The organism is Nocardia sp. CS682, from assembly GCF_004634405.1.
Taxonomy (GTDB): Bacteria; Actinomycetota; Actinomycetes; order Mycobacteriales; family Mycobacteriaceae; genus Nocardia; species Nocardia ninae.
This window is the reverse complement of record NZ_CP029710.1, coordinates 4,341,988-4,368,676: the sequence shown is the minus strand read 5'-3', so window position 1 is coordinate 4,368,676 and position 26,689 is coordinate 4,341,988. Positions and strand designations below refer to the sequence as shown.

The following is a 26,689-nucleotide window of genomic DNA, read 5'->3' as shown; positions in this document are numbered from 1 at the left end:
ACCGATTACTCCCGGTCGCGGCGGCGGAGCAGTTCGTTGACGCTGACGGTGCGCCCGTCGCCGCCGCTGTGCCGACCTTCTTCCGGCTTGCCGGAGCGACGCGACGAGCGAAGTTCGGCCATCCAGTTCTCGATGCTGTTGCGGTTCGGGTCACCGGCATCGGTGATCTCGGCCGGTTCCTCCGGCGGGGCGGCGCGGTGAGTGGGCCGCTCCGCAGGCGGATCCTGGCGCGGCGCAACGAACTCCGAGTACGCCGCCGGTGCCGGACCGGCGGGGGAAACCGAAGGCGTCGGCTGTGTCGGTTCGAACTTGGCCTCGGGACGCCTGGCGGGGTCGGGCGAGACCGGCGGAGTCGCAGGCGGCTCGAAAGACGGTGCGGCAGCGGGCGGTTCGAAGGACGCGGGCGGCTCGAAACCCGACCCGGACGGCGGCTCGAACGAGCTCGCCGCAGGAGACTCGAACGCCGAGAACGACGCACCCGAGGCCCCGTCGGACCGAGCGCCACCATCACGAGCGCCGCCATCGAAGGGCGGGCCAGGTCGCGGCCCGGTGGGATCATGCGGAACGGCGGGGAAAGGTAAGTGCCGCTGCCCATTCGGATCCGCCGGAGCCTGCCGCGGCATGCTCGGGTCCGACACGAACCCGGCCGGCGATCCGGGCCGCTGACGCGTCGGGTCGAGCGGCGCGGGCGCGGGCGTCGCCGGCGGCTTGGGCGCGGCGGGCGGAATCTTGTCGAGCCTGCGCGTCGGCGCCTCGGCTTCGATCTCCTCCACCGTGCGCGGCCGACGCGGCTTGCGCGGCCGATTGCCCTCGTTGATGGCCGGGATCTGCATGGTGACGGGATCGGTGATGGGGGTCGTCTTGACCAGGTCGACGACCTCGCCGCCGCCGGGCCGCTCGTCATCGAGGATGGGCTCGCCGAGCCCGATCTTCTGCTGGATCTTCTTCATCCAGGCCGGCGCCCACCAGCAGTCGTCACCGAGCAGCTTCATGGTCGCGGGGACCAGCAGCATGCGCAGAATGGTGGCGTCGATGAACAGCGCGGCGATCATGCCGTACGCGAGGTACTGCATCATCACCAGATCGGAGAACGCGAACGCGCCGGTGACCACGAGCAGGATGAGCGCGGCCGCGGTGATGATGCGACCGGTCTGCGCGGTGCCGATGCGCACCGCCTCGGTGGTGGACGCACCTTGCGTGCGCGCCTCGACCATCCGGGAGAGCAGGAAGACCTCGTAGTCGGTGGACAGACCGTAGATCACCGCGATGATCAGCACCAGCACCGGCGACATGATCGGCTGCGGGGTGAAGTTGAGCAGGCCGGCGCCGTGCCCGTCGACGAAGATCCAGGTCAGAATGCCGAGCGTGGAACCCAAGCCGAGCGCGCTCATCAGCGCGGCCTTGATCGGCAGCACCAGCGAGCCGAAGGTCAGGAACATCAGCAGCGTGGTGACGAGCAGGACCAGCCCGATCATCAACGGCATTCGATCCAGCAGCGCGTCGATGCTGTCCTTCTGGATCACCGGTTGCCCGCCGACGTACATTTCCACGCCGTCGGGGACGTCGATCGAGCGCAGATAGTCGATGGTCGGGTCGGCGTCCTCGGAGTCGGCGAGGGTCGCACTGGTGCGATAGACCTGGTTGTCGGTGTTCGAGCGCGACGGCACATCGAAGGTGCCTGCGAGCCCGGGCGCCTGCTTGGCCTGCGCCCAGACCTTGCCGACGTCGTTGCTGTTCGCCGACACGAACACGAGTTGGATCGGATCGGATTTACGCAACGGGAAGATCGAGTCGAATTTCGCCTGCGCGAGCCGCGTCGAATTGTCCGGCGGCAGATACCGCTCGTTGATGCCGCCGAAGGCCAGATTCTTGACCGGAATGATCAACAGCAGCAACAGGATGCAGATCGGAATCGCGATCTTGAGCGGATGCTGCATCACCCAGCGGGTGGACTTGCCCCAGAAACCGTTCTCGACCTCGTCGGCGGTCTTGGTCTTACGGAACTTCTTGAGCCCGAACATATCCACCCGCGGCCCGAGCACGCCGAGCATCGCGGGCAGGATGGTGATCGAGGTCAGCGCCGCCAGCGAGACCGTGGCAATGGAGCCGTAGGCAATCGATTTCAGGAAGCCCTGCGGGAACAGCAGCATGCCGCCGAGGCTGGCGATGATCATCGTGGCGGAGAACACGACGGTGCGGCCCGCGGTCATCACCGACCGGCGCACCGCGGCGGGGGTGCTGTAGCCCTCGGCCAGTTCCTCACGGAATCTGCTGACGATGAACAGGCCGTAGTCGATCGCCAAACCCAGGCCGATCATCGAGACCACCGGCGCGACGAACGAGTTGACCTCGGTGAATCTGGTGATGAAAAGCACGATGCCCTGCGCACCGATCACCGTGAGACCACCGACGATCAGCGGCAGCCCGGCGGCGACCAGACCACCGAAGATGAAGAACAGCAACACCGCGACGGCGGGGATGGCCAGGATCTCCATCCGGTGCTGATCCTCGGCCATGGTGTCGTTCAGCGTGCCCGCCACCGCTTGCAGACCGGCCACCTGCACGTCCACACCCGGAATGGTGAAAACGTTCTTCACCTTCCGGAAGTTGTTCAACATCTCGGTGTCGTTGTCGCCCTTGATGGCGATCGAGGCGAAGGTGTACTTCTTGTCCTTCGAACCGAAGGTCAGCGGCGAGGCCTGGCCGGTCTCGGTCGGCCAGTAGGCGCCGTTGATCTTGCTGATCTCCGGGTATTCGCGCGGCAGGCTGTTCAGACTGTCGACGATCTTCTGCTTGAACTCCGGATCATCGATCGTCTTGCCCTCGGGCGCGGTGTACAGCACGATGACGTCGCTGTTGTGGTCGCGGCCGAACGCCGCGTCGGCGATCTGCGCGCCCCGCGAGGACTCCGAGGTCGGATCATCCCACCCGCTGGAGCTGAGATGGTCTCCCAAACCGAGGCCGTATCCGCCCAGCGCCAACAGCGCGGCCGCGACGATACCGATGACGCCGAAGCGCAGCTTGTAGACCAGATCGCCCCAGCGTGTGAACACTTAAGCGACTCCTTGCGCTGGGCGAGAGGTGAGCAGCGCCGACAGCGGCCGGAACGGCTGCAGCCAAGCGCCCTCGTCGGGCAGCGAGTCGAGGCTGACCCTGGGCAGCGGTTCACGGAACACGCCCGGGATGTCCTCGAGATCGATGAATTCGAGGGTATCCGAAGTGACGGCCCAACTCGCGTGCTCGCGGAAGCCGAGTACCTGACAAGGGATTCCGCTGGCGGCGAGTTCCTCGAGCGGCTCCCGAAACGCCTGGCCGTCGGCGGAGGCGACCATGATGCCTGCCAGCCCGGCACCGCGGCTGCGCATTTCGATGTGCGCGAGCATGTCGGCGTCGACGTCGGAGTCCTCGTCGATCTTGGGCTTGGCGAAGACCGCGTAACCGACATTGCGCAGCGCCTCGACCCACGGCCGCACCACGTCGGCCGTGCCCGGCGCGATATTGGTGAAAACGGTGGCTTCCGGCTCGACCCGGTGCACAGTGCCGACCGACAATTCGGCCGTGCGCGCCAGCAGCCAGCGGCCGAGCGCGTCGAATCTGGGGCGATAGGCCGCGGTCGGCCGCCCGCCGAGGATGGCGCCGAGACCCATGTCGAGATTCGGGGCGTCCCACACCAACAGGACCCGGCGCACGTCCGGCGTTACGCCGCCCAGACCTTCCGATCCGGTGCCCTGCACCTCCCCGGCAACATCAACCACCTCGTGGGCCATCTCAGAGACGCTCATTATTCAATCTTCCCCCATATGAGCTCTGTAATGGCGCTACCGGCACGATGTGCCTTGCCTTCGAATTTCGTGACAGGCCTTTCGAAACCGATCGGAGCGGTGTCCCGATGCTCCGCACTTACCCCACCGGCAGCTTCATTCATGCCCTTGAGCAGCGGTTCTTCCGCGCCAACCGCAGCAATGTGTTCGGCATAGTCGGCGTGATCGGTAGCGACATGCAACACACCGCCGGGTTTTAGTCGATCGGCGATCAATGCGAATGTCGCGGGCTGCAGCAGGCGCCGTTTGTGATGACGCGCCTTGGGCCACGGGTCGGGAAAGAAGACTCGGACGCCGGTCAGCGATCCGGCAGCAATCATATTTTCCAGCACATCGACGGCGTCGCCGCGCAGCAATCGGATGTTGTCGATCTTTTCCCGCTCGATGCGCTGCACCAGCTGGGCGAGGCCGGGCCGGTACACCTCGATGCCGATCAGATTCAGGTGCGGTTCGGCCTGGGCCATCGCCGCGGTGGCGGTGCCGGTACCGCAGCCGATTTCGATGACGAGCGGTGCTTCGCGGCCGAACCAGGCGGTGGCGTCCAGCGGTTCGTCGGCGACCTCGCGGCCGATCGTCGGCCACATCCTGGCCCACGATTGCTGCTGTGTCGCGGTCAGCGCGCCTCGGCGCGACCGGAAGCTGGTGACGCGGGGGTACAGGCGAGAGCCCGGGTTCTTCCTGGGCGCACGGTCGATCGGGGCCGAACCTGTGGACGGCGGGCCCGGAACTGACTCGGCAGTATGGTTCGCGGCGTCGTTCACGGCGTCCATTGTCCAGCATCGAAGGAGTGGGACGGCAATCGACTGTGCGCTTGCCGTCCAGCGGGAGGTCAGGCGGCGCGTGCGCGGGCGATCGTGGCCATCGGCGCGCTCTCCTGTCGCAGCGGGCGGCCGAGTGCGACCTTGGCCGCGGTCACCATCATCTCGTACAGGCCGCGGGCGCCGGTCAGCGACGCGGCGACCGACCAGACGGTGCTGTCACCCTCGTCGCTCACCGGTTGCCCGGCCAGCCGGTCTGCCAGCCATTCGAGACTGAGCGGAGTGGACAGCGGCAGCAGCGAGAAATGCTCGCTGAGCCGGTCACGCACGTAGCTCACCGCCGCGCCGCCGCGCCGGTAGCGCTCGACCTGGCCGTCGATGCCGTCCATGTGGATCACCTGGTCGTGTACCGGCTGCACCACGAGCAACGGGCAGGTCGGCGTCGAATTGCCCAGGCGCAGATCGTCGAACATGGCCTGGAACTCCGGCGTCGCGATCAGCTCGTCGAGCGGACGGCTCAGGTAGTCGTCCATGCGCTTGTTGGCGAGGCCGAAGATGGCGCCGAACGGCGTCGCCGACTCCGCACGAGCCACGAAACGGCGACCATCGAGGGTGAGCTCGTTCTGCAGCATCGCGCCGAGCACCGGATACAGCCTGCGCAGCGCCGCGATCACGATCGCGGGCAGCCCGGCGTAGCTGGAACCGTTCAGCCGGGCGAAGACCTGCCCCGGATCGCCGACGGGTGCGCCGAGCACCGCGCCGACGATGTCGAGTTCGGGGGCGTAGGTCGGCGCCATCTCCACCATCCAGGCACTGGCCATGCCGCCGCCGGAGTAACCCCACACCGCGACCGGCGTGTGCGTGCCGAGGCCGAGCGGGGCGAACCGCTGCGCCGCGCGCACGCCGTCGAGCGAGCGATAGCCGGGTTCGCGTGGCGCGCCGAAATTTCCGCGCGGGCCCTCGTGATCGGCGATGCTGACGGCCCAGCCGCGGCGCAGCGCGTTCGCGACGAGCAGCCACTCGAACTGGGTGACCGAGCCGAGTGCGCGGGCGCCGTAGCGCAATGCGTAAGAGGGGGAACATTTCTCGGTGACCGCGTCCATCGCGGTCTGAAAGGCCAACAGCGGCCTGTCTTCTTGTGGATCGGCGTCCAACGGCAGCAGCACCGTGGTGATCGCCGCCTCCGGCGTGCCGTGCATATCGCAACTGCGGTAGAGCAATTGCCAGGCCGAGACCTGCTGCGGCACAACACCGAACAGGGCGAGCTCGATCTTGCGGCTGCGCAGGATGGTGCCCGGCGGCTTGGCCGCGAAACCCTTCGGCGGGCGGTGGAACGGATCGTTACTCGGCAGCAGCGGCTTCCGGTCCGCTAGGGCGGGCTCCGTATCGGCAGTGCCGATGACATCTGCTGTCATCGCGACCTCCTCGTCGGTGAGGTCGGTTGTCGCTTGTCGAAAAGCGAAGTTGTGCACCAACACTGGCGCCGACCACGTCCAAGCAGGGTAAATGACCGGTGGCGGGTCTGGGAAGCCCGGTCCGGTCCGCCCCGCCGCACTAGACTGCGCGGTATGGGCAGACCGTCAGTGTTCATCACCGGAGCAGCGGCCGGAATCGGCCGCGCGACGGCCCTGCTTTTCGCTGCGCAGGGGTATCGGGTCGGCGCCTACGATATCGACGAGGTCGGGCTGGGCAGACTCGCGGCCGACATCGCAGGCACAGGTGGCAGCGTGCACACCGGCGTTCTGGATGTGATGAACGCCACGCAATGGACGGAGCGGCTCGCCGAATTCCACGCCTCCGCCGGGCAGCTGGACATTCTGATCAATAACGCGGGCATTCTGCGCGCGGGTCCGTTCGAAGGCCTCGAACTGGCCACCCATCAGGCCATCATCGACGTCAACCTCGGCGGCGTGCTCATCGGCACGCACACGGCGTTCGGCTATCTGCGGGATACGCCGGGCGCGCAGGTGGTGAATCTGTGCTCGGCCTCGGCGATCTACGGCCAGCCCGAACTCGCCAGCTATGGCGCGAGCAAGGCGGCGGTCAAAAGCCTCACCGAGGCCTTGGATCTGGAATGGGAGCGGCACGACATCCGGGTGATCGCGATCTGGCCGCTGTTCGTGGACACCGCGATGGTGGATGGCGTGGAAACCGGGACGACCAAGTCGCTCGGCGTCCGGCTCACCGCCGAGGACGTCGCGGCGGGCATCTGGGAGGCCACCCGTAAGCGCAGCCGACTGCCCCGGGTGCACTACGAGATCGGCACGCAGGCAAAGGTCCTGGCTGCCGCCGCGAAATACGCGCCGAACTGGGCGGTGCGCACCGTGAACAAATACTTCAGCGGCACCTGAGCGGTCGTCCCCGCCAACCTCTGCGTCTTCTGCAAGAATTGCGCACCGTAGAGGGGGTACGACATGCCGACAGCCACCGAGTCCGACGGGCCGTTGCGAGAACGCGGGGTACCCGCACGCGAACACGACCAGCTCGACCGGCTGCTCGCCGAGCTGCGGTTCGGGACGGGGCGGGACAAGCAGATCGGCTATGCCGCGAGCGCCGCGGTCAGTGCCTGGCGCACACCGCCGCGCATTCAGGTGCTCGGCCGTTCGCACGCGGGTCGCACCACGGTGTTGCACGCACTCGCGCTGATGTCCGCCGTCGAGTCCGGCCCGGTCGACGAGCCGGACATGCCCGATCCGGTGCTCGATGCCGATATTGCCGTCTACGTGCTGTCCGCCGCACCCTCGCCCGCGGATCGTCGCGTGCTGGCCACGCTGCCGCCCGAGCGCACCATCGTGGTGCTGAACAAGGCCGACGCGATCGGCACGCGCTGGGCGGACGCGGTCGCCGCCGCCGAGCAGTACGGCAGGGAGCTCGGTCTCGCGGTGCTGCCGGTGGTCGCCTCGCTGGCCATGCGCACCAGGGCGGGCGCGATGTCCGAGGCCGACCTGACCACATTTCGCAGGCTGGCCGCGAATGCCGATGCCGCACTGACGCTTTCACCGGACCTGTTCGTCGCGCCCGGTCCGGACGTGGCCGAACGCGAGCAGCTCCTGCAACGCTGGGATCTGTACGGGGTGACCTGTGCGCTCGCCGCGCTCGGCCACGACCCGGAGCTCGCCCCGCAGACGCTGCTGCAAATCCTGCACGCCGCAAGCGGAATCGACGCGGTGCACCAGCTGCTGCACCGCCGGTACGAGCAGGTCTCCGCGCTGCGCGGCGGTGAACTCCTCGACGAACTGTCCCGGCTAGCTGCCCAAGCAGTGCCGACGGAAGGCAGCACTGCCCGAGACATCTTGGAGGCGTATCTCTTCGGTGACGACGCACGTTGGCTCGGCCTGTGCGCCGGTCTGGCTCATCCCTCGGTCGCGCACCTCGCGGCGGGTTATCGCGCCCCGGCCCCCGCGGACGCCGACGACGCCATGGCCCGTGCCGCCCGCTGGCGCGCCGTCGTCTCCAGCGATATGCCACCCGCCGCCCGCCGTGCCGCCCTGCGCGTGCACAACGGCTACATCCGACTATGGGAACGGATGAGCAGTGCCGGACTCTGAACCGCCCGGTGGTGCCGATCCGCGAGCCGTCGCAGGAATTACCGGCTCGGCCCCCGATCGACCATCTCAGTCTGTTGCTGCCGAGCGGCCCGCCGTGCCCACGCGTCCGTCCACCGTGCCGGACGGTGGTGATCGACCGCTCGACTTGCCTGCCGACGCACCCGCATCGGCTGTCGCCGCCGCGCGGCCTGCTGCGGCCGAGCGACCGCCCGGCCCACCGGCGGAGGTGGAAGCTGTTGTTGCGCGGTGGAATCCGCAGGGCATTGCGCTACTGCGCGCGGTGCGCGGAACCGGTGCGGCGGGTGCCGTGACTTTGATCGGGCCTGCCGACGCCAACACCACGCTGCTCCGCACCGAACTGGCTCGGTTCGAGCCGCGCATCGAACTGACCGACCCGGTGACCGACGCGAGCACGGCGGTGGAGACCACCTCACCGTCGGGGACCGCGCCGTCGCCGGTCGCGTTGATCCTGCTGGACGCCGGGACCACCCTGGGTGCCGACATCCTGCGCATCGTGCACCGCCTCCGCTCGGACGGCACGCGAATCCTGCTCGCCATGAACGCCATTCACGCCTACCAGGATTGGCGCTCGGTCCGGGCGCGCGATCTGGAACTGCTGGCCGCGCAGGGGGTCGCCGACCTGGACATTGTGCCGGTCTCCGCGCGGCTCGCGGCGGCGGCGCGCACCGCGGGCGACGCGGGGCTGCTGGATCGGTCCGGCCTCGGCGCCCTGCACGCGGCCTTGGCCGCGGCGGCGACCGGCGCGGAAGCCGAGGGTGGCGGTCGGCTCGCGGCGGTGACCGCACGCGTGCTCGCCGATACCAGGCAGCGGGTCGTCGAGCAGGTGACGGCGCTACAGTCCGGCGCCGAGGCGGCCAGGCTGCGCGAGGAGCGGGCGATCATGCTCGCCGGCCGCGACGGCGGCCGGGCCACCGCCATGTCCACGCTGCGCGGCCAACTGCACCTGGCTCGGGTCGACCTGATGACGGAGGTGGGTGCCCGGATCCGGGCGCTGCACACCGCGACCCGCGCCGACCTCGACCGCATGCGCCGCAGCGAGCTCGGCGGCTACCCCGAGCGGTTGCAGCACGCCACCACCGAATTGACCGGCGCGCTGGACCTCGCCATCGACCAGCGCCTCGCCGAACTCACCGCGCACATCGACAGCAGCGTCGGGCCGGGACTGCTCGGTGCCGCGCCTGCGCAGACCATGCCGTCGCGTCGTCGCGACCCCGCGCCGCGGGTCGGCCCAGACCCCGATCCGCGGCACCGTGGTGTCGAAGATCACCTCGTGATCGCGCTCGGCGCGTCGGCGGGTGTCGGCCTCGGCAGGTTGTTGGTTTCGCCACTTTCGCTGGTCCCGGCGCTGGATTTCGCGAGCGTGCCGGTGACCCTGCTGCTCGGTGCCGGCGTGGCGGGCTGGGTGGTGCGGGCGCGCGGGCAGCTGGCCGACCGCGCGCACGTCCGGCAGTGGGTCTCCGACGCGCTCATCAATGTAAAAGCCCAGCTCGAGCAGCGGATAGCGACCGCGCTCGTGGAAACCGAGACGGTGCTGGCCGACCGGGTGGTGCAGCTGAGCGCCACCCGGATGGTGGAGACCGATCGGCGCGTCGCCGAACTAGAAGCGCGTTTACGGCGCATGGTTGCCGAACAACCCGGCCAACTCGCGGCGTGCGAACGCGATATCGCGATCCTCGATCGTTGGATCGCGGCGGGTTGATTAACTCTTAAGAATGGGTACATAGTGACGAACCCGATTCCGTTCCCGTCGTCACATCGCGTTAACCTCTAATCAGGAACTTGGGCGTCCGCTAAGTCCTCGTCCGCCGTCCAGCCGGGGCGCGCTTTCGACTGGTCGTAGCGGGTGCCTTCCCGCCAATGGTGGCGCTCGGTGTATTCGCGCTGGTCAACAGGGCCTTTGTGGCCAGGCGGCGATGCATCGTAGGGACCGCCCATCTCAGGAGAGTTTTCATGACCTCAGCGACCATTCCTGGTCTTCGTGGATCCGACGGCAAGCCGCCGACCGAGCACAGCGAACTACTCGCCTGGGTACAGGAAGTCGCAGAACTCACTCAGCCAGAGCGAGTGGTCTGGGCCGACGGTTCCGACGAAGAATGGGATCGTTTGACCACTCAGCTCGTCGAGGCGGGCACCTTCAAGCAGCTCGATCCGAAGAAGAAGCCGAATTCCTTCCTCGCGCTCTCCGATCCGTCGGACGTGGCGCGGGTCGAGTCGCGCACCTACATCTGTTCCAAGAGCGAAGCCGACGCCGGACCGACCAACAACTGGGTCGACCCCGCCGAGATGCGCGCCACCATGACCGAGCTGTACCGCGGCTCGATGAAGGGCCGCACCCTATATGTGGTGCCGTTCTGCATGGGCCCGCTCGGTGCCGAGGACCCCAAGCTGGGTGTGGAGATCACCGACTCCGAATACGTCGTCGTCTCGATGCGCGTGATGACCAGGATGGGCAAGGCCGCGCTGGAGAAGCTCGGCACCGACCGTCCGTTCGTGAAGGCGCTGCACTCCGTCGGCGCTCCGCTGGCCGAGGGCCAGGCCGACGTGCCGTGGCCGTGCAACGACACCAAATACATCACCCACTTCCCGGAGGATCGCGAGATCTGGAGCTACGGCTCCGGCTACGGCGGCAACGCGCTGCTCGGCAAGAAGTGCTACTCGCTGCGCATCGCCTCGGCGATGGCGCACGACGAGGGCTGGCTGGCCGAGCACATGCTGATCCTCAAGCTGATCTCCCCGGAGAACAAGGCCTACTACATCGCCGCCGCCTTCCCGAGCGCCTGCGGCAAGACCAACCTCGCAATGATCCAGCCCACCGTGCCCGGCTGGCGCGCCGAAACCCTCGGCGACGACATCGCCTGGATGCGCTTCGGCAAGGACGGCCGCCTCTACGCGGTGAACCCGGAGTACGGCTTCTTCGGCGTCGCGCCGGGCACCAACCGCAGCTCCAACCCGAACGCCATGGCCACCATGGAGGCGGGTAACACCGTCTACACCAACGTCGCGCTGACCGACAACAACGACGTGTGGTGGGAAGGTCTGGAGGGCGAGCCCGATCACCTGATCGACTGGAAGGGCAACGACTGGTACCTCCGGGAGACCGAAACTCTTGCCGCCCACCCGAACTCGCGCTACTGCACGCCGATGTCGCAGTGCCCGATCCTGGCGCCCGAGTGGGACGACCCGCAGGGCGTGCCGATCTCGGCGATCCTGTTCGGCGGCCGGCGCAAGACCACGGTCCCGCTGGTCACCGAGTCCTTCGACTGGCAGCACGGCGTTTTCATGGGCGCCACCCTGTCGTCGGAGCAGACCGCCGCGGCCGAGGGCAAGGTCGGCACCGTCCGCCGCGATCCGATGGCGATGATCCCGTTCATGGGCTACCACGTCGGTGACTACCTGAACCACTGGATCAACCTCGGCAAGAACGCCGACGCGAACAAGCTGCCGAAGATCTTCTACGTCAACTGGTTCCGTCGCGGCGCCGACGGCCGCTTCCTGTGGCCCGGCTTCGGCGAGAACTCTCGCGTGCTGGAGTGGATCGTCGGCCGCGTCGACGGCACGGCCGAAGCCGAGGCCACCGCCATCGGCCACGTCCCCGTCGCCGCCCACCTCGACCTCGACGGCCTGAAGGTCGACCCCGACGACGTCGACGAGGCCCTCAAGGTCGACGCCGACGAGTGGCGCAAAGAAATCCCGCTCATCGAGGAATGGTTCGAATTCGTCGGCGACAAGCTCCCCTCCGGAGTTCGCGACGAGTTCGAGGCATTGAAGGAACGCCTCGGCTGATCCCCCAACGCCAACCGCCCGCACCATTTCGATGGTGCGGGCGGTTTCGTTTCACAGCGTTGCGTCAGCAGCGACCATCGCTATCCAAGTACTTCAAGTACTTGACGTACTCATGTGGGTCGGCGACCATGGTGGTACCGATTGAAAGGTGCCCGATGTCTGCGATCCACTACGACAGCTACACCGAAGCCCGCGCACATTTGAAGGATTTGCTGGATGCCGCCGGCCAGGGGCGGGTGGCGACCGTCCGTCGTGATGCGGAGTACGCCGCTGTCGTAGATGCGGAGCGGCTGCGCTACGCACTCGCCAAGCTGTGTCCGGCCACGGCCGAGGTGGTGGCCGAAGACGGTGGGTGGTCGGTGTTCCTGCCGGGCTTGCCCATCGCCGCTGACGGCGCCACGTTCGACGAGGCTGTCGACGAGATGATCGTCGCGCTGCGGGAATACGCTGACGACTGGCAGAGCAGGCTCCGGAACGCGCCCAACCACCGGGAAAACTGGGGCTTGGTGCAGCTGATTGCCCTCAGTGATGATGTCCAGCTTCGTGATTGGCTGGTCGGAGTGACCAGATGACGTGGCCGCAGCCGACCCGCGAACGGCATGAGCAGTTCTGCAAGGTCGAGGGCTGGGCGCGGGTTCGAGATGCTCGCGGCCGGACCGGAACTCACCATGTCACGTATGAATTCGGGCTACTCGACGGCCGGATTCTGCGAACCCGAATCTCGCATCCGGTGAATCGAACCACCTACGGTGCCACTTTGTGGGCACATATCCTGCGCGACCAGTTGGCAGTAGGCGAGGAGTCATTCTGGCAGTGCGTGCTGGACGGCACGCTGCCCGAACGCGGCGTTCCCGAGGCGCCGAGGGAATCGCTGCCCGCTGATCTGGTGCATCTGCTCATCAGCCGTGCGGGGCTGACGGATAGCGAGATTGCGGCGATGACCAAGGCCGAGGCGGTCGCCTGCCTGCAACGGTTCTGGACCGAAGGCACCTGATCCTCGTCCGGATCCGTTTGGAAACTCACTACTCGGAGGTTCGCCCGCCGAATAGCCGAAACATATTCGCGTGGTGCGGATTACGGTCTGTTGGTAATTGACCGCGCACCGAACAGGGAATCGGCCAGTGTGTGCTTGCGACAAACTTGGGTACTGAATAGGTGTCGAGTGGCACATGGTGGAGAGGGCTCCTCGGCGTTTGCCGACACCATGTGCCACTCGTCGTTTGTCTGGATGGGTGGGGATTCTTTTGCAGGGGAGGGTTATTCGGGGAAGGGGGAGTAGCGGGTGAGTTGGCGTAGGGCGGTGCGGGTGTTGAGCCAGTGGGTGCGGCCGTGCGGCATTGCCGCGGCTTCGTTGGTGAGGGCGGTGACCATGTGCTTGCTGAAGTTGTGGCGGGGGTGGCGGTGCAGGAGTTCGTCGACCCAGGCGGGGTCGAGGTCGGCCAGGCGGCTGCCGATTACGTCTACGGAGGCGCCTGCGTAGATGAATCTTCCTGGGTCGCTCAGGTTTTTGCCGTCGCCGGGGGTGATATGGGTGGCGATGGCGGTGCCGATGGCGTGGAGTTGGGCGGGGGTGGCGCCGGCCTCGGCGGCGAAGGCGACGGCGCGTTCGGCGCCGGTGACGGCGAAACAGCGGTTGGGCGTGGGGTGTTCGAGTTGGAGGTCGTGCAGAAGGCAGGAGACGTAGACCAACTCGTCGTCGTAGCGGGCGCCGTCGAGGTCGGCGAGGACTCGGCCGAAGTAGTAGGTGCGGTAGGAATGGCCGAGCACATGCGGAGAGAGCGATTCGTGCGCTTCGGCTTCCGCGGCACGGGCGAGAGCCGAATCGGGGAGGTGGAGGCCGCCGAAGTCGAGGCGACCCGCGCCGCGACGGCCGAGGGCGAGGCGGGCACGGTCGGCGAGGAGGGCAGGCAGTGCTCGGGTGACGGTGGCCATGAGTTGTCTGCGTTGTTTGCCGGACAACGCACCACCTGTTCGAGTAGCCCATTCCCCATCGATGCTGGTCGGCGTGGCCATCCGGGTTCCCCTCTCGCTCGTGAGTCGAATTCAGTGAAGCGTGGGTGAGCAGGGCATGGCGAGTGGCAGGGATGACACTAATGCTCGGATTTATGCCAAACTGGCCGGGTGAAACAGGTCGTCGCGCTCGTCTTGGACGGTGTCATGACCTACGACCTCGCGTGCGCCGTACAGGTTTTCCGGCACGGACCAGGGAAGTTCGGCGAGCCGGCGGGGTTCCGGATGGAGACCTGTGGGTTGCGGCCCGGTCCGGTGTGGACGCCGAACGGGTTCGATCTGCGCGTCGAGCATGGGCTGGAGGCGTTGGCGACCGCCGACATCGTGGTGGTGCCGGGGATTGGACTGCCCACGCTGCCGCCGCCGGAGGAGGCGCTCGCGGCACTGCGTGCCGCGGCGGCGCGGGGCGCGACCATGGTGAGCATCTGCGTCGGCGCTTTCGTGCTCGCGCGGGCAGGGCTGCTGGACGGCCGACCCGCCACGACACACTGGGCTTACTGCGACGAATTCGCCGATCTTTTTCCCGCCGTCAAGCTGGATCCGGCCGCGCTGTATGTGGACGACGGCGACGTGCTCACCTCCGCAGGCCTGTCGGCAGGACTGGATTTGTGCCTGCACATCGCGCGCCGGGAACTCGGCGCGAGCCCGGCGGCGGAGTTGGCACGGTGGAATGTGACGCCACCGCATCGCGCGGGCGGCCAGGCGCAATACATCCCGGACGCCCTGGCGGACAACGGTTTCCACGGCGGCCTGGCTGCGACAATGGCTTGGGCGGCGCGGAACCCGGCTGCGGCGCCGGATGTTTCGGCGTTGGCCGCGCACGCGCTGATGAGCGAGCGCACCTTCATCCGTCGCTTCAAAGCGGAGGTCGGCACCACGCCGCGGCGCTGGCTCGACGTACAACACACCGTGCGGGCTCGCGAACTGCTCGAAACCACCGACCTGCCAGTCGAAGTGGTCGCCGCACAGTCCGGCTTCGGCAGTGTGACCGCCCTGCGCACCCATCTCCGGGCGGCGACCGGCACGACCCCGGCGGATTACCGTCGGTCATTACGACAGTGATCGGTTGGTGCGCCACCCCGAGATGGAAACGCCAGGCGACGTGGCGGCACAGTAGTTTTCACGACGAGCGCCGTGAATCATGCCGCCGCGCAACCTGTCGCAACTGCGGCAGTGGCCCACCGCCGTCAGCATGACGGATCATCAGTCGTCGGTATGGCGTGTTTCCCGCCGCAGGGACCCGAAGTTGTGGTGCTATTGGTAATGGTCGGTGCGCACAGGTCACGAGCACCCAACGTTTGCGGCAGCTCGATATGGGGTAGTTGCCCGGTGTGCGAAGTTTGCGCACAAGTGGCTTATGCTTGCCGTGTTCTTGGTCTCATAACCTACCAGTCCGATTGCTAACTGTTAACTGATCGACTGAACTACTTCCCTATCGACATCGGTTTTCCGCGATGCTCGCGGCGAACGATGGGATCGACGCGCGAGAGGTGGTTGGAGCATGACCGATCTGGAGACCGGGGCGTCCATCGCCCCCTTGGTTGCCGGCTTCGAACTGGCGACCGCTAGCACGCCGCTACGCCGCGCTGCCGGGCGTTTGCAGGCGGTCCTGCCCCCGGGCTGGCGCGTCGAGATCGTCGACGCGCCGAGCCTCACGGGCCGCCACAGCGAGCCCGTCCTGCGGGTGGTCATGCCGACCGACTGATCAGCCCGTCCAGCCCATGGGCATGAGCAGCGACTTCTGTTCGCAGAATGCGTCCAGACCCTCCGGGCCGTTCTCGCGCCCGAGCCCGGAGGCTTTGTAGCCGCCGAACGGTGCGCTCGGATCGAACGCGTACCAGTTGATCGCGAACGTCCCGGTGCGCACCCGCGCGGCGAGCTCGGCACCGTGCTCGACGTCCGCGGTCCACACCGATCCGGCCAGGCCGTACACCGAGTCGTTGGCGATGGCGACGGCTTCGTCCTCGGTCTCGTAGGGGATCACCGAGAGCACCGGGCCGAAGATCTCCTCCTGGGCGATGGTCGACTTGTTGTCCACGTCGGCGAAGATGGTCGGCTCGACGAACCAGCCGCGATCCAGCCCCTCGGGCCGCCCGCCACCGAGCACGAGCCGCGCACCCTCGGCCTTGCCCTTGGCGATGTAGCCCTCGACCCGCTCGCGCTGACGCTCCGAGATCAGCGGGCCCAGCTGCACGGTCGGATCGTTGGGGTCGCCGACCTTCATGGTCTTCACGTGCTCGACCAGTGCCTCGAGGATCTCGTCATACCTGCTGCGCGGGGCCAGAATTCGGGTCTGCGCGACGCAACCCTGTCCGCTGTTCATCAGACCGGAGAAGGCGAGCACCGGGATGCCCGCGATATCCATGTCCGGCAACAGGATTGCCGCGGACTTGCCGCCGAGCTCGAGCGAGACGCTCTTGAGCTGACCGGTGGCGATCGCGCCGATCTTCTTGCCCACCGCCGTGCTGCCGGTGAAGGTGACCTTGTCGACACCGGGGTGCGAGACCAGATACTCGGCCGCCTCGGCCTCGGCGGGCAGCACTGAGAGCACGCCCTCGGGCAAACCCGCCTCGGTAAAGATGTCGGCCAGCATATTCGCCGTGATCGGCGTCAGCGGTGCGGGTTTGAGCACGACCGTACAGCCCGCCAGCAACGACGGCGCAAGTTTGTTGGCCGCGAGAAACAGCGGCACGTTCCACGCCGTGACGGCCGCGACGACACCGCGCGGCTCCCGGCTGACGCGCGAGGTGCCGAACATGCCGGTGCGGGTCTCGGTCCACGGGAACGACTTCGCGAGCCCGGCGTAGGCGTCGAGCGCGGCGACCGCTGGAATCTGGTTGAGCGTCATCGCGATCATCTGCGGCGCGCCCATCTCGGCGGTGAGCGCGGCCATCAGATCGGCCGAGCGTTCCTCGATCAGTCGCGCGACGCGGGTGAGCACCTGGGCCCGCTCTTCGGGCGGGGTGGACGGCCATGGGCCGTGATCGAAGGCGTGCCGGGCCGCGGCGACGGCGGCGTCGACGTCGGCGCGGGCCACCGCGGGGACGCTGCCCACCGGCTCGACCGTGGCCGGCGAGATGACCTGAACGCGCTCGGTGGTGGCTGGCGCGGTCCAGCGGCCGCCGATGAACAAGCTGTCGTAATGCATGAGAACACGTTACAGTTTTGCCACTGCGTTGTCTGTAACATGTTTCAGTTCTGCGTCCACGCAGTCTCGCTGAGCAGGACCAATCCCAACCCGTCGGTTCGCTTTTCGTAGAACGCACTATTGCGTTCTGTTGCTGGAAAGAGGATGCTGATAGCTACTGATCAGCTCGCTCGATTCCTGAACCGATACCACATTGGGGAGCCTGAGTCATGGCGGTGCAAGTGGTCGACCGGTCGCTGATGACCAGCGATCAAACCGAGCATCAAGCGAAGAGTGTTGGTGCGGGAGGATGGGTCGTCTCCTTCCTACCGGGCCGGACGCTGACCATCGAGCAAGCGACCGCGGCCATGCAGGCCGCCGAGGCCGTCGCCGTTGTCGGAGCATTAGCTGATCAGGTCGGCTTGACCACGCTGGAGACCGTGGGGCTGGCCATCCAGGAATCCCCGTGGACGCGGCCCGCGCACGAGCCGTGCGGCAGGCGTGGCTGGCGGCGGGGCTGGCTCGAGCACTAGAGCTACTTCTTGGTTGCTACCACGACCAAATTGCTCACCAACAACTCGCGCACCATCGGGATACGGACCAGCCACCACGCCCAGCGCGGGTGATATCGCGGAAAGATCGTCTGTACGTCGGCGGAAGTGTTTGCCGCCCAACGCAATCCGTCCGACGCGCGCACCGCGAACAGCGAAGTGCCGAATCGGTTCTTGGGTTCCTTGCCTTGCTTGCGGCGATACCGCCGCGCGGCGTACTCGCCGCCGAGGTAATGCCACGGACCCGTCTCGTGGCCGCCGAACGGGCCGTGCCAGACCGTGTACGACAACACGATCAGCCCGCCCGGCCGGGTCACCCGCACCATCTCGTCCGCCATCAGCCACGGGTCGGCTACATGTTCGGCGACATTCGACGAGAAACAGATATCCACCGCGTCGTCGCGGAACGGCAGCGCCATCCCCGAGCCGCGCACCGCGCCCGCCACCGACAAGCCGGCCGCGTGCATCTCCGAGGGATCCGGCTCGACCGGGATATACCGGGCACCCGTCTTGACGAACTCGTCGGCGAAATAGCCCGGCCCGCCCCCGACATCCAGGATCGTCGCCCCCGCCAGATCCGCATCCGTGAGATCTGTGTAGAAATCGCCGAGCATCGCCGCGCTGTCCTCGGCCAAACCACCGTAGAACACCGCCGGATCGGTCTGTTCGAACCGGAAGCTACCGAGCAACCGCAACGACCGGCGCAACGTCGCCCGGCGCGCGAACCGGGGAGCGCGCGCTCGCGCACCGTCGGCGGGCGTCTTTTCGGCTTTCAACACGGCGCCGAGTCTCGCATAACAGGGGTGAACCACTGTCGAACCGGCCCCGGCGGACACTTTTCGCGCCCACTTGCGTGATGTGCTGGGGCGGCGCTCGAAAGTGTCCGTTCAGGCCGGGGGCCAGGGGTAACGGGGACGATGCGGGCACGTTTGCAGGCAATGTGCCTGCGGACCGCTCGGTGATCAGCTGCTGTCGCGGAGCTCGGGTTAGGGTGTAGCGCGATATCCGATGTTCCCGACCGGGACCACCTGACCGAGAGAAGCTCGACCGTGCGCGAAGTCCTCCTGCTGTGCTGGCGTGACACCGGGCACCCGCAGGGCGGCGGCAGCGAGCGATACCTCGAACAGGTCGGCGCGCAGCTCGCCGCGCGCGGGGTCAAGGTCACCCTGCGCACCGCCCGCTACCCGGGGGCGCCGAAACGCGAGCGCGTCGACGGCATCGACATCAGTCGCGCGGGCGGGCGCTTCTCCGTCTATCCACGGGCACTGGCCGCCATGGCACTCGGCCGGTTGGGCCTCGGACCGTTGCGCGGACTGCGGCCCGACGCGGTCATCGACACCCAGAACGGCATCCCGTTCTTCGCCACCGCCGCCACCAAGGCGCCGTCCGTGGTCCTCGTGCACCACGGGCACCGGGAACAGTGGCCCGTCGCCGGACGGCTGGTCGGCCGGATCGGCTGGTGGATCGAGTCGCGGCTCTCACCGCGGGTGCACCGGCGCAACCAATACCTGACCGTCTCGCTGCCCTCGGCCGAAGAACTGGCCACCCTCGGCGTCGAACAGTCGCGGATCGCGGTGGTGCGCAACGGCGCCGAACCGGTGCCCGCCGACGCGCCGACCGGCGCCACCGAAACCCGCACCGCGAACCCGCGGATCGTGGTGCTGTCGCGCCTGGTGCCGCACAAGCAGATCGAGGACGCGCTCGCCGTGGTCGCGCGACTACGCACCCGCATCCCCGGCCTGCACCTCGACGTGATCGGCGACGGCTGGTGGGCGGACAACCTGAAGGCCGACGCACACGACCTCGCCATCGCCGACGCCGTCACCTTTCACGGCCACGTGGACGAGCGCCGTAAACACGAACTGCTTTCCCGTGCTTGGGTGCACGTGCTGCCCTCCCGTAAGGAAGGGTGGGGGCTCGCGGTCATCGAGGCCGCCCAGCACGGCGTGCCGACCATCGGCTACCGCAGCTCGCGCGGACTCACCGACTCCATCGTCGACGGCGTCACCGGCGTCCTGGTCGATGACGTCGCCCAATTGGCCGACGCGGTAGGCGAATTGCTCGACGAGCACGCCGCGCGCACCGTCATGGGGGAGAAGGCGCGCTCGCGGGCGCGTGAATTCTCTTGGGAGCAAACCGGAAACGGTGTGTACGACGTGCTGGCTGCGGTGGCGCGTGGGGAGCACACCTCTGGATTGATTGCCCCGCGCTCCGAAGACTGAACAGCCGTGCGTTCGCGGTCCGCCGCCATGTCCGCCGCGCCGTCGCCGTTTCGACGGCAGGATATCGCCGAAAGGCACGTGCAGGCTTGATCAGCGTTTGCGATGAGCAGGACGCGCCACCGTTGCGATGAGCGCGCCGCCGACCAGCAGCATCACCCAAACCGCGTGCGCCGCAATGACAAGGGTCCGATGCGTCGCTGAACCGGTGCGCTGGTGGCTGGTGCCGGGTACCCGGTACAGCGCGAGGTCGGCATCGCTGAACACCGGATCCAGCTGTGCCAGTGTTGTTTTCGAATCGCCGAGCGGGCCGGGGGTGCCGTGCTCGACGAGCACCCAGCCGATGCCGTTCGCTGCCAGCTCTCGGGCCGAACCGCCGTGCAGCAGTAGCGCTTCCACGGCGCGGGCACGGGCGCCCTCGCCGGACACGGTACGGCCGCGCACCGGGAGTTCGCCGGTTTGCAGCACGTCGTTGGGCAGCATGCGTGGTGCGGGGTCCAGCACCGGAGCTTTTCCGCTGTACCGGAACTTGCGGAACATCCCGCCTGGAAGAACCGCGACATCGCCGGGCCCGTCCACCTTTTCGGCAACCTGCTGCCATCCGGCTGGATAGTGCACCGGGCGCACCGCACCGCTGACACCCCACGCGAGATCGAGTAGCGGCAGCACCAGTAACGCGATGAAAATCGTTGCGACCGAACGTGTGACGACTGAGGTTGTGACCGAGGCGGCGACACTCAGCGACAAGGCACGATCGTCCGTGCCGTCCGTGCCGTCCGTGCCGTCCGTGCCGTCCGTGCCGTCCGTGCCGTCCGTGCCGTCCGTGCCGTCCGTGCCGTCCGTGCCGGTCGCTGGCCCGGGAATGATCCCCTGTCGTGCGATGACTTCCGCGCTCTGTGGATGATCGATCGGTGTAGCTGCCCCGCCCGCCGAGAACCGCTGGGCGACAACCCCGCAACCCGCTGCGGCGCACAGCGCGTAGGCGGGCATCGCCAGCGCCACGTACTTTTGCGTGTCCCGCAGCAAACCCGCACCGGGCACGTGCGCGACAAGCCACTCCAGCACCTGCATCCCCCACGGTGTCGCACCGAGGGCGGGCAGCAGGACGGCGAGCGCCGCGAGCACGACGAGCGCGCGACAGAGGTATCGCCGGTCCGGGTCGGTGCCGTCGGTGACTACTGACCGCACCCCCGTCGTGACGATGACGAGCAGCAGTATGGTCCCGATCAACGCGAGAAGTGTGGTGCGGGAATCGGGTACCGCGTCACCGTTCCAGATCCCGCCGAGCCCGGCCAGACTGCCGAGCGTGCCGAGGCCAGGTTCGGCACGGGCCGCGAACGCGGCAATGCCCGCCGGATCGGAGGGTGAGCCGCCCGCCCCGGACAGCGCGGTGGCGGCCAGCCAAGGTGCGGACGCCGCAGTCAGCACGGCCAGCACGGCGGCGAGATGCCGCCGTCCGACCAGCGACAGCGCGGTGATCCCGGCCAGCAGCGCACCGGTCGGTGTGAGTCCTGCTGCGGCAAGGCTTCCCACCAAACCCGCCCATGCACTCACGGAGCCGTGCCGTGCCGCGCCGCGAATCCGATACGCGGCCAAAGCAACCCACGGCAGCGCGGCATACCCGGCGAGCAGACTCCAGTGGCCTTGCAACAGCCGCTCGGCCACGTACGGATTCCACAGCGCCACCGTCGTCGCGACCAGCTGTGCGCCGACCGGCACGCCCAGTAATTCCCGCGCCAGCACGGCGGCCCCGTAACCCGCCGCCCACAGCGCGACGAGCAGTATCGCCTTGACGATCACCCCACCATCGATGACCGGCGACAGCCACGCCAGCAACGCGTCCTGCGGCACCGCACGCGGCGCGGCATCGCCGAGTCCCAGCGCCGAATCCGTCGGATAGGACTGCGGTGTACTCACCGCATCCCGCAGCAACAAATATCCGGAACCGAGCAGCGGTCCGACGATGAGCAGCGCGAGCACCGCGCTGTACCCGGCGGGCGCCCAAGTCACCCACCGGCTCTGTCGCCCGAGACCGCTCGCACTCACGCTTGTGCACCCTACGGTCCGACCTCCCCGCACCCGGTGCCGCCACGGTCGGAAAAGAATTCGGCAACCGTCCGCGCCGGCCATATCCTGACTCGGTGGTCAGGAAGTCTCCGCAGGAGAAGAAGCAGCTGAGCTACGCCAAGGATCGCCGCAACATCTACGGCGAGAACGACAAGGCGTCGCGCAAGAACCTGCCACGCAAGCGAGCCAGAGTGCACCGCGCCAACCGGCACCGCGCACACCAGGATCTGCTCGGTGCGACCGGACCGGTCGACGCCCAGGTATCGGACGCCGCCGAAACCCGGCTGCACGCGCGGCGGCCCAAAGCGTTCTGGAAGCACCCGGATATCCCGCTCGGCGAGTACGTCCGCTGGAAGCTCGCGCGCCGACCGTCCCGCTGACCGGTTCGCCCCGCGGCGGGGCGGGATACCGGCGGCGGTGGCCGGGTGGGACGATGGCGGGCGTGTCTGCTGTCCGTCGGTTTCCTGTGGTGGCGGATCTGACGTTGGTGACGGCGGGGGCGATGACGGCCAACGTGGCCGGGTACCTCTTGCAGCTGCTGGCCGGACGGTGGCTCGGGGTGTCCGGGTACAGCGAGTTCGCGAGTCTGCTCGCGGTGCAGTTGTTGTGTGCGGTGCCTGCGCTCGCGTTGCAGAACGTGGTGGCCAGGGAGCTGGTGCGCGGGGCGAGTGTCGCGGCGCTGCGGCGCCTGCAGTGGCGGTGCGCGGTGATCGTCGCGGTGGTGGTCGCGGTGCTGGTGCCGGTGGTGACCGCTGCGTTGAACGTCGGGGTCGCCGCGTGTGCTGCCGCGCTCGGTGCGGCGCCCGCGCTGGTGCTGCTCTCCGGTGAACAGGGAGTTCTCCAGGGTGGCAGGCGGTTTCGGGCCTTGGGCGTGGTGCTCGGTGCCGCGGGCATCCTTCGGGTGGCGCCCGCGCTGGTGCTGCTCGCTGTCGGCGGCGGTGCCGCGCCGGCGCTGGGTGCGGCGGCGGTAGGTGTCGCGGCGGCCGCCGCGTTCGCCCGGCTCGTCGCCGGGTCGCCGCCGTCGCGGCCGCGTGCCGGAACCGACGAGGACGAGGCCATCGGTGTGCTGCCGGTGCTGCGCGCCGCGCAGGTGCAGGCGGCATTGATGGCGTTGTCGTCTACCGATCTGATCGTGGTCCGCATGGTCCTCGACGAGGCGGATGCCAGCCGGTACGCACTCGGCACCATCGCCGCGAAGATCGCATTCTGGTTGCCGCAGGCGGTCGGCGTCGTGCTGTACCCGCGGATGGCGCAGCCCACGCATTCGGCGCAGGCGATCAGGTCGGCGCTCGCGGTCTTGTCGGGTATCGGCATCGTGGCGGTGCTCGGCGCCGCGCTCGCCGCACCACTGGCTCCGCTGCTGGCCGGCCAGGACTATGCCCCCATCCAAGGCTTGCTGTGGCTGTTCGCGTTGCACGGCGCCATCCTCGCGGTCCTGCAGGGCGCGATGCTCTCGGCGATCGCCGTGGACCGCACCGCCCTCGCGGCGCTGACCTGGCTCGGCCTGGCCGTCGAAGTGGCACTGATGGTTTCGTTCGCGCGCTCCATCCCGACGCTGATCACCACGGTCGCCTCCGTCGCAGCCGCCACCACCCTCGTGGTCGCCGTGATCGTCCTGCGCACCGCCGATCGGGACAGCGGCGTACGTCGCCACGAACCCGAACCCCAGCTGTAGCAGGAAACAAAACGGCCCCCGGTCCTTGGGACCGGGGGCCGAATGTTCAGTTACGTCAAGGTTGTTTCGTGACGTTGATCTGCTCGGTCGGCGGATCGTTGTCCGCGCGACGCGAACCACCACCGGTCGGCGCCGGTCCACCGCGTCCCTGGCTCAGCGGCCCGCCGCCGCGCGCCGGAGCGGGTGTCGAACCGCCGCCACGGACGCCGAGGATGATGCCGACGATCAGTGCGATCACACCGAGCACGCCGAGCACGATCGGCATGATCCGCCCGTACAGCGACAGCTTGTCGATGTTCTCCTTGGCCACCGCGATCTGCGACTCGATGGTGTTCTCGTCGAACACGATGTGCGACTTCAGCGCGGTGACCTCGGGCTTGGAGTCACGGCCGTAGTACAGGTGCAGCTGCTCGCCACCCTTGATCACGGTGCCGGTCTTCGGCTCGACCCACACGTCGCGGGTGTTGGTGTACCAGCGCGACATGGTGACGTCGCCGTCGCCGGGCACGCCCCACTTCGCGGCGGGGAAGGTGAGCCGGTTGGTCGGCGCCTTCACCACGTCGTTCAGGTTGGTCGCCGGGATGGTCTGCTGGAAGTGGTAGACCTGCATGCTGTTGATCTCGGTCTCGCCGACGTAGTTGATGTCGAACGTCTTGCGCGCGTTGAGATCGAAGTACGGGTAGGTCTTCTGCTCGGTGCCGATCGGGAACCGGTACTGCAAACCGGTGTGCTGCACCGGATCCGCGACCGACTTCATCTCCTTGTCCACGTTGACCGCGATGGAGCCGTTCGGCTCCTTCGAGACCGGCTCGCCGGTCTTGCGGTCGATGGTGACCCGGTCGATGCTCGCGGTGAGCAGGCCGGTGTCGCCCTGCTTGTCGATGCGCCGCAGCGTCTGGCCCGCCTGCACCGTCATCTCGGTGGCGTCGGAGGGCTCCTCGACGGTGAGGAAGCGCTGCGAGACCAGCGGCACGTTCGTGTCGATCTTCGCGGCGCCCTCGGGCGCGCTGAGCGACTTGGAGTCGAGCACCAGGCTTTCCTCGCCCGGCGCGTTGGTCGCGATCGTGGTGATCTCGAGATCGAGAGGAGTCTTCGCCAGTTTGCCGACGGTGTAAGTCGGGATCAGCAGCGCGGCGACAATCAGCAACGCGCCGAGACCCACGAGCAGGCAGGCCACCGTCCTTCTGGTTCCGGCACTCAGTGCCATGCAAACTCTCCTCGTCGTAGAACAGGGTCGTTCCGGCGAGTACGGCGGGCCTCCCGCGGCACTCGTGAGCCCCGACACTAACAGTCCGGTGACGTACCATGCGGCGCCGAGGCCGGAAACGGCCGAGAAATCGCCCGAGTTTAGCGCGAAATGTGAAACGTGGGGTTATCACCTAAGAATTGGCAAGGCAGACTGGAGTCCGATGACCGCATCCCTGTCCACTTCCGCCGTCCCGGTCGCCCCGGCGACCGAATCGGTACCGGCGCGCGCCTTTCTGCCCGCGCTCGAAGGCATGCGCGGGCTGGCCGCGCTCGGTGTGCTGCTGACGCACGTCGCCTTCCAGACCGGCGCCGCGGGCACCCCGGTGCTCGGGCGGGTGTGGGGCCGGTTCGACATGGCGGTCGCGGTGTTCTTCGCGCTCTCCGGTTTTCTGCTGTGGCGCCCGCATGCCGCCGCGGCCCGCGGACTGGGTAGCGCGCCGTCGCTCGGCTACTACCTGCGGCATCGCGCCGCGCGCATCCTGCCTGCGTATTGGGTTGTGGTGTGCGCGGTTCTGGTGTTGCTGCCGAGTGCGGCGGGCACGGCGGGGCTGCGTGTCTGGGTGTCGAATCTGGCGTTGCTGCAGGTGTTCGTGCCGCTGACGCTGACCGATGGGCTGACGCAGATGTGGAGCCTCTCGGTCGAGGTGGCCTTCTATCTGGTGCTGCCGTTGCTGGCGTTCGCGGTGATGTGGTTGCGCGGCAGCGCCGCTCGGTGGCGGGTGCCGGTACTGCTCGGCCTGGCAGCGGTGTCGTTGAGTTGGAACTTCATTCCGGTGCCGACACCGGACGCCATCCATTCCGACAATTGGCTGCCCGGATATCTGCCGTGGTTCGCGATGGGAATGGTGCTCGCAGAACTTTCTTTTGGTAGCGAACGGCTATCGAAATGGCGCGAGCTGGCCGGAAATCAACCGCTGATGTGGGTCATCGCGCTGATTGCTTTCCTGATCTCGGCCACCGATATCGGCGGTCCCGCCGGACTGACCCACGCCCAGCCGTGGCAGTACGCGGCGAAGATGGCGCTGGGCGCGATCATCGGCTTCGCGCTGCTCGCCCCGCTGGTGCTCGGTGACCCGCGGCGGGGGCATCGGTGGCTGAAATCGCGGGTGGCCGCGACCATCGGGCGCTGGTCCTACGGGATCTTCCTCTGGCATCTCGCGGTGCTGTGGGTGGTGTTCCCGGTGTTCGGGATCCTGCCGTTCAGCGGCGACTTCGGCTACGTCCTCATCCTCACCATCGCGCTGACCCTGCCCGTCGCCGCGGCCAGCTACGCGCTGATCGAGGAGCCGGTGCGGCAGTGGGCGCGCAGGCGGGACCGGGCGAAGCCGGCCAAGGAAGTCGAAGAGGAAGACCGGCTCGCGGCACCGTGATCGCCCGGCGCGCTCAGGTATCCAGCTGCCGGTGCATGTCCAACAGGTGGTGCCGGAGTTCGTGCAGGGTGTGCAGCGCGAGCCAGCGCAGCGAACGTTCCTGCGGCTCGGGGTAGCTGTAGATCAGCGTCCGCTCCCAGTCGTCACCGCTCAGTCGTTCCAGCACATTGGCGAACAGTTGCGCCGCGTCCCGGAGCTGGCGGCCGACATCCGAGGGCTTCTGATCGAGGTACCCGTCGTGCTCGACGCGCTCGTCCCGGCCCATCGGCGTGGCGTCGGGGGTCGTGCTGCGCCGGGCGGCCAGCGCGCGTTCCCGTTGCACGAGAAGCACATCACGCATGTGGCAGGCGTACTCGAGCGGCGACCAGGTGTCGGGTTCGGGTCGCCGCCGTAGCTTCGGCGAGTCGGTGAGGAGCAGGTCCGCGTACTCCACGGCGTGCTCTCTGGCCAGCGGCGCGACTTCGGTCGCGCGGGTCAGATCGTAGACGAAA

23 protein-coding genes are annotated in these 26,689 nt (G+C 67.9%); 13 read left to right on the top strand and 10 right to left on the bottom strand.

The genetic code is table 11. The annotated features are described in order from the left end of the window. Positions 1-5 precede the first annotated feature (5 nt). The 4 genes from DMB37_RS19705 to DMB37_RS19690 are packed head-to-tail and all read right to left on the bottom strand — an operon-like array spanning position 6 to position 5,994. Positions 6-3,053: an MMPL family transporter gene (locus DMB37_RS19705; RefSeq protein WP_135233982.1), complete on the bottom strand. Its 3,048-nt coding sequence runs from the start codon at positions 3,051-3,053 to the stop codon at positions 6-8. After that, positions 3,054-3,782 carry an NYN domain-containing protein gene (locus DMB37_RS19700; RefSeq protein WP_135233981.1) on the bottom strand — a complete coding sequence of 243 codons (729 nt, stop codon included), beginning with the start codon at positions 3,780-3,782 and terminating at the stop codon, positions 3,054-3,056. After that, positions 3,782-4,591, bottom strand: a complete 810-nt coding sequence (gene trmB / locus DMB37_RS19695; RefSeq protein WP_135233980.1) for a tRNA (guanosine(46)-N7)-methyltransferase TrmB — start codon at positions 4,589-4,591, stop codon at positions 3,782-3,784. Before trmB ends, DMB37_RS19700 begins: the two co-directional genes overlap by 1 nt. Positions 4,592-4,650: 59 nt before the next feature. After that, a complete protein-coding gene (locus tag DMB37_RS19690; protein WP_135233979.1) occupies positions 4,651-5,994 on the bottom strand; it encodes a lipase family protein in 1,344 nt (447 codons plus the stop codon). 153 nt (positions 5,995-6,147) lie between these two features. Between DMB37_RS19690 and DMB37_RS19685 the strand changes: the two genes are divergently transcribed. From DMB37_RS19685 to DMB37_RS19660, 6 genes are all read left to right on the top strand, one after another. Next, a complete protein-coding gene (locus DMB37_RS19685; RefSeq protein WP_135233978.1) occupies positions 6,148-6,930 on the top strand; it encodes an SDR family oxidoreductase in 783 nt (260 codons plus the stop codon). 63 nt (positions 6,931-6,993) lie between these two features. After that, on the top strand, positions 6,994-8,127 hold the full coding sequence (locus DMB37_RS19680) for a hypothetical protein (RefSeq protein WP_135233977.1): 1,134 nt from the start codon (positions 6,994-6,996) through the stop codon (positions 8,125-8,127). Between the two features lie 94 nt (positions 8,128-8,221). After that, positions 8,222-9,847, top strand: coding sequence for a hypothetical protein (locus DMB37_RS19675; protein WP_240772459.1), 1,626 nt, complete (start codon positions 8,222-8,224; stop codon positions 9,845-9,847). Between the two features lie 251 nt (positions 9,848-10,098). Continuing rightward, the gene (locus tag DMB37_RS19670; RefSeq protein WP_135233976.1) at positions 10,099-11,931 is read left to right on the top strand and encodes a phosphoenolpyruvate carboxykinase (GTP); all 1,833 of its coding nucleotides are present in this window, start codon (positions 10,099-10,101) and stop codon (positions 11,929-11,931) included. A gap of 155 nt (positions 11,932-12,086) precedes the next feature. Then, positions 12,087-12,503 carry a prevent-host-death protein gene (locus DMB37_RS19665; RefSeq protein ID WP_135233975.1) on the top strand — a complete coding sequence of 139 codons (417 nt, stop codon included), beginning with the start codon at positions 12,087-12,089 and terminating at the stop codon, positions 12,501-12,503. Beyond that, a complete protein-coding gene (locus DMB37_RS19660; RefSeq protein WP_135233974.1) occupies positions 12,500-12,925 on the top strand; it encodes a cytotoxic translational repressor of toxin-antitoxin stability system in 426 nt (141 codons plus the stop codon). Before DMB37_RS19665 ends, DMB37_RS19660 begins: the two co-directional genes overlap by 4 nt. A gap of 263 nt (positions 12,926-13,188) precedes the next feature. Here the strand turns inward: DMB37_RS19660 and DMB37_RS19655 are convergent, their stop codons facing one another. Then, positions 13,189-13,944, bottom strand: coding sequence for a phosphohydrolase (locus tag DMB37_RS19655; RefSeq protein WP_135233973.1), 756 nt, complete (start codon positions 13,942-13,944; stop codon positions 13,189-13,191). A 108-nt stretch (positions 13,945-14,052) separates the two neighbouring features. Here DMB37_RS19655 and DMB37_RS19650 point away from each other — a divergent pair, with 108 nt between their 5' ends. Together DMB37_RS19650 and DMB37_RS19645 are read left to right on the top strand one after the other, a co-directional pair. Further along, the gene (locus DMB37_RS19650; protein ID WP_135233972.1) at positions 14,053-15,003 is read left to right on the top strand and encodes a GlxA family transcriptional regulator; all 951 of its coding nucleotides are present in this window, start codon (positions 14,053-14,055) and stop codon (positions 15,001-15,003) included. 439 nt (positions 15,004-15,442) lie between these two features. Next, positions 15,443-15,646 carry a hypothetical protein gene (locus DMB37_RS19645; RefSeq protein ID WP_107653296.1) on the top strand — a complete coding sequence of 68 codons (204 nt, stop codon included), beginning with the start codon at positions 15,443-15,445 and terminating at the stop codon, positions 15,644-15,646. Here the strand turns inward: DMB37_RS19645 and DMB37_RS19640 are convergent, their stop codons facing one another. Next, the gene (locus tag DMB37_RS19640) at positions 15,647-17,089 is read right to left on the bottom strand and encodes an aldehyde dehydrogenase (protein ID WP_135233971.1); all 1,443 of its coding nucleotides are present in this window, start codon (positions 17,087-17,089) and stop codon (positions 15,647-15,649) included. Between the two features lie 209 nt (positions 17,090-17,298). Here DMB37_RS19640 and DMB37_RS19635 point away from each other — a divergent pair, with 209 nt between their 5' ends. Beyond that, a complete protein-coding gene (locus DMB37_RS19635; protein WP_135233970.1) occupies positions 17,299-17,601 on the top strand; it encodes a hypothetical protein in 303 nt (100 codons plus the stop codon). A 2-nt stretch (positions 17,602-17,603) separates the two neighbouring features. On the opposite strand, the gene DMB37_RS19630 is transcribed toward DMB37_RS19635, so the two are convergent. Beyond that, positions 17,604-18,398 carry a class I SAM-dependent methyltransferase gene (locus DMB37_RS19630; protein ID WP_135233969.1) on the bottom strand — a complete coding sequence of 265 codons (795 nt, stop codon included), beginning with the start codon at positions 18,396-18,398 and terminating at the stop codon, positions 17,604-17,606. Between the two features lie 270 nt (positions 18,399-18,668). Between DMB37_RS19630 and DMB37_RS19625 the strand changes: the two genes are divergently transcribed. After that, complete coding sequence (locus DMB37_RS19625) at positions 18,669-19,841, top strand: glycosyltransferase family 4 protein (RefSeq protein ID WP_135233968.1); 1,173 nt, start codon at positions 18,669-18,671, stop codon at positions 19,839-19,841. Between the two features lie 90 nt (positions 19,842-19,931). Here the strand turns inward: DMB37_RS19625 and DMB37_RS19620 are convergent, their stop codons facing one another. Continuing rightward, complete coding sequence (locus DMB37_RS19620) at positions 19,932-21,968, bottom strand: hypothetical protein (protein ID WP_370465388.1); 2,037 nt, start codon at positions 21,966-21,968, stop codon at positions 19,932-19,934. 11 nt (positions 21,969-21,979) lie between these two features. Here DMB37_RS19620 and DMB37_RS19615 point away from each other — a divergent pair, with 11 nt between their 5' ends. Beyond that, positions 21,980-22,285: a hypothetical protein gene (locus DMB37_RS19615; RefSeq protein WP_135233967.1), complete on the top strand. Its 306-nt coding sequence runs from the start codon at positions 21,980-21,982 to the stop codon at positions 22,283-22,285. A 53-nt stretch (positions 22,286-22,338) separates the two neighbouring features. After that, positions 22,339-23,580 (top strand): polysaccharide biosynthesis protein, encoded by a 1,242-nt coding sequence (locus DMB37_RS19610; RefSeq protein ID WP_135233966.1) that lies wholly within the window; start codon positions 22,339-22,341, stop codon positions 23,578-23,580. A gap of 55 nt (positions 23,581-23,635) precedes the next feature. On the opposite strand, the gene DMB37_RS19605 is transcribed toward DMB37_RS19610, so the two are convergent. Beyond that, complete coding sequence (locus DMB37_RS19605) at positions 23,636-24,787, bottom strand: DUF3068 domain-containing protein (protein WP_135233965.1); 1,152 nt, start codon at positions 24,785-24,787, stop codon at positions 23,636-23,638. Positions 24,788-24,989: 202 nt separating this feature from the next. Here DMB37_RS19605 and DMB37_RS19600 point away from each other — a divergent pair, with 202 nt between their 5' ends. Continuing rightward, the gene (locus DMB37_RS19600; RefSeq protein ID WP_135233964.1) at positions 24,990-26,198 is read left to right on the top strand and encodes an acyltransferase; all 1,209 of its coding nucleotides are present in this window, start codon (positions 24,990-24,992) and stop codon (positions 26,196-26,198) included. A gap of 13 nt (positions 26,199-26,211) precedes the next feature. On the opposite strand, the gene DMB37_RS19595 is transcribed toward DMB37_RS19600, so the two are convergent. Then, complete coding sequence (locus DMB37_RS19595) at positions 26,212-26,631, bottom strand: DinB family protein (RefSeq protein ID WP_370465416.1); 420 nt, start codon at positions 26,629-26,631, stop codon at positions 26,212-26,214. Positions 26,632-26,689: the final 58 nt, after the last annotated feature.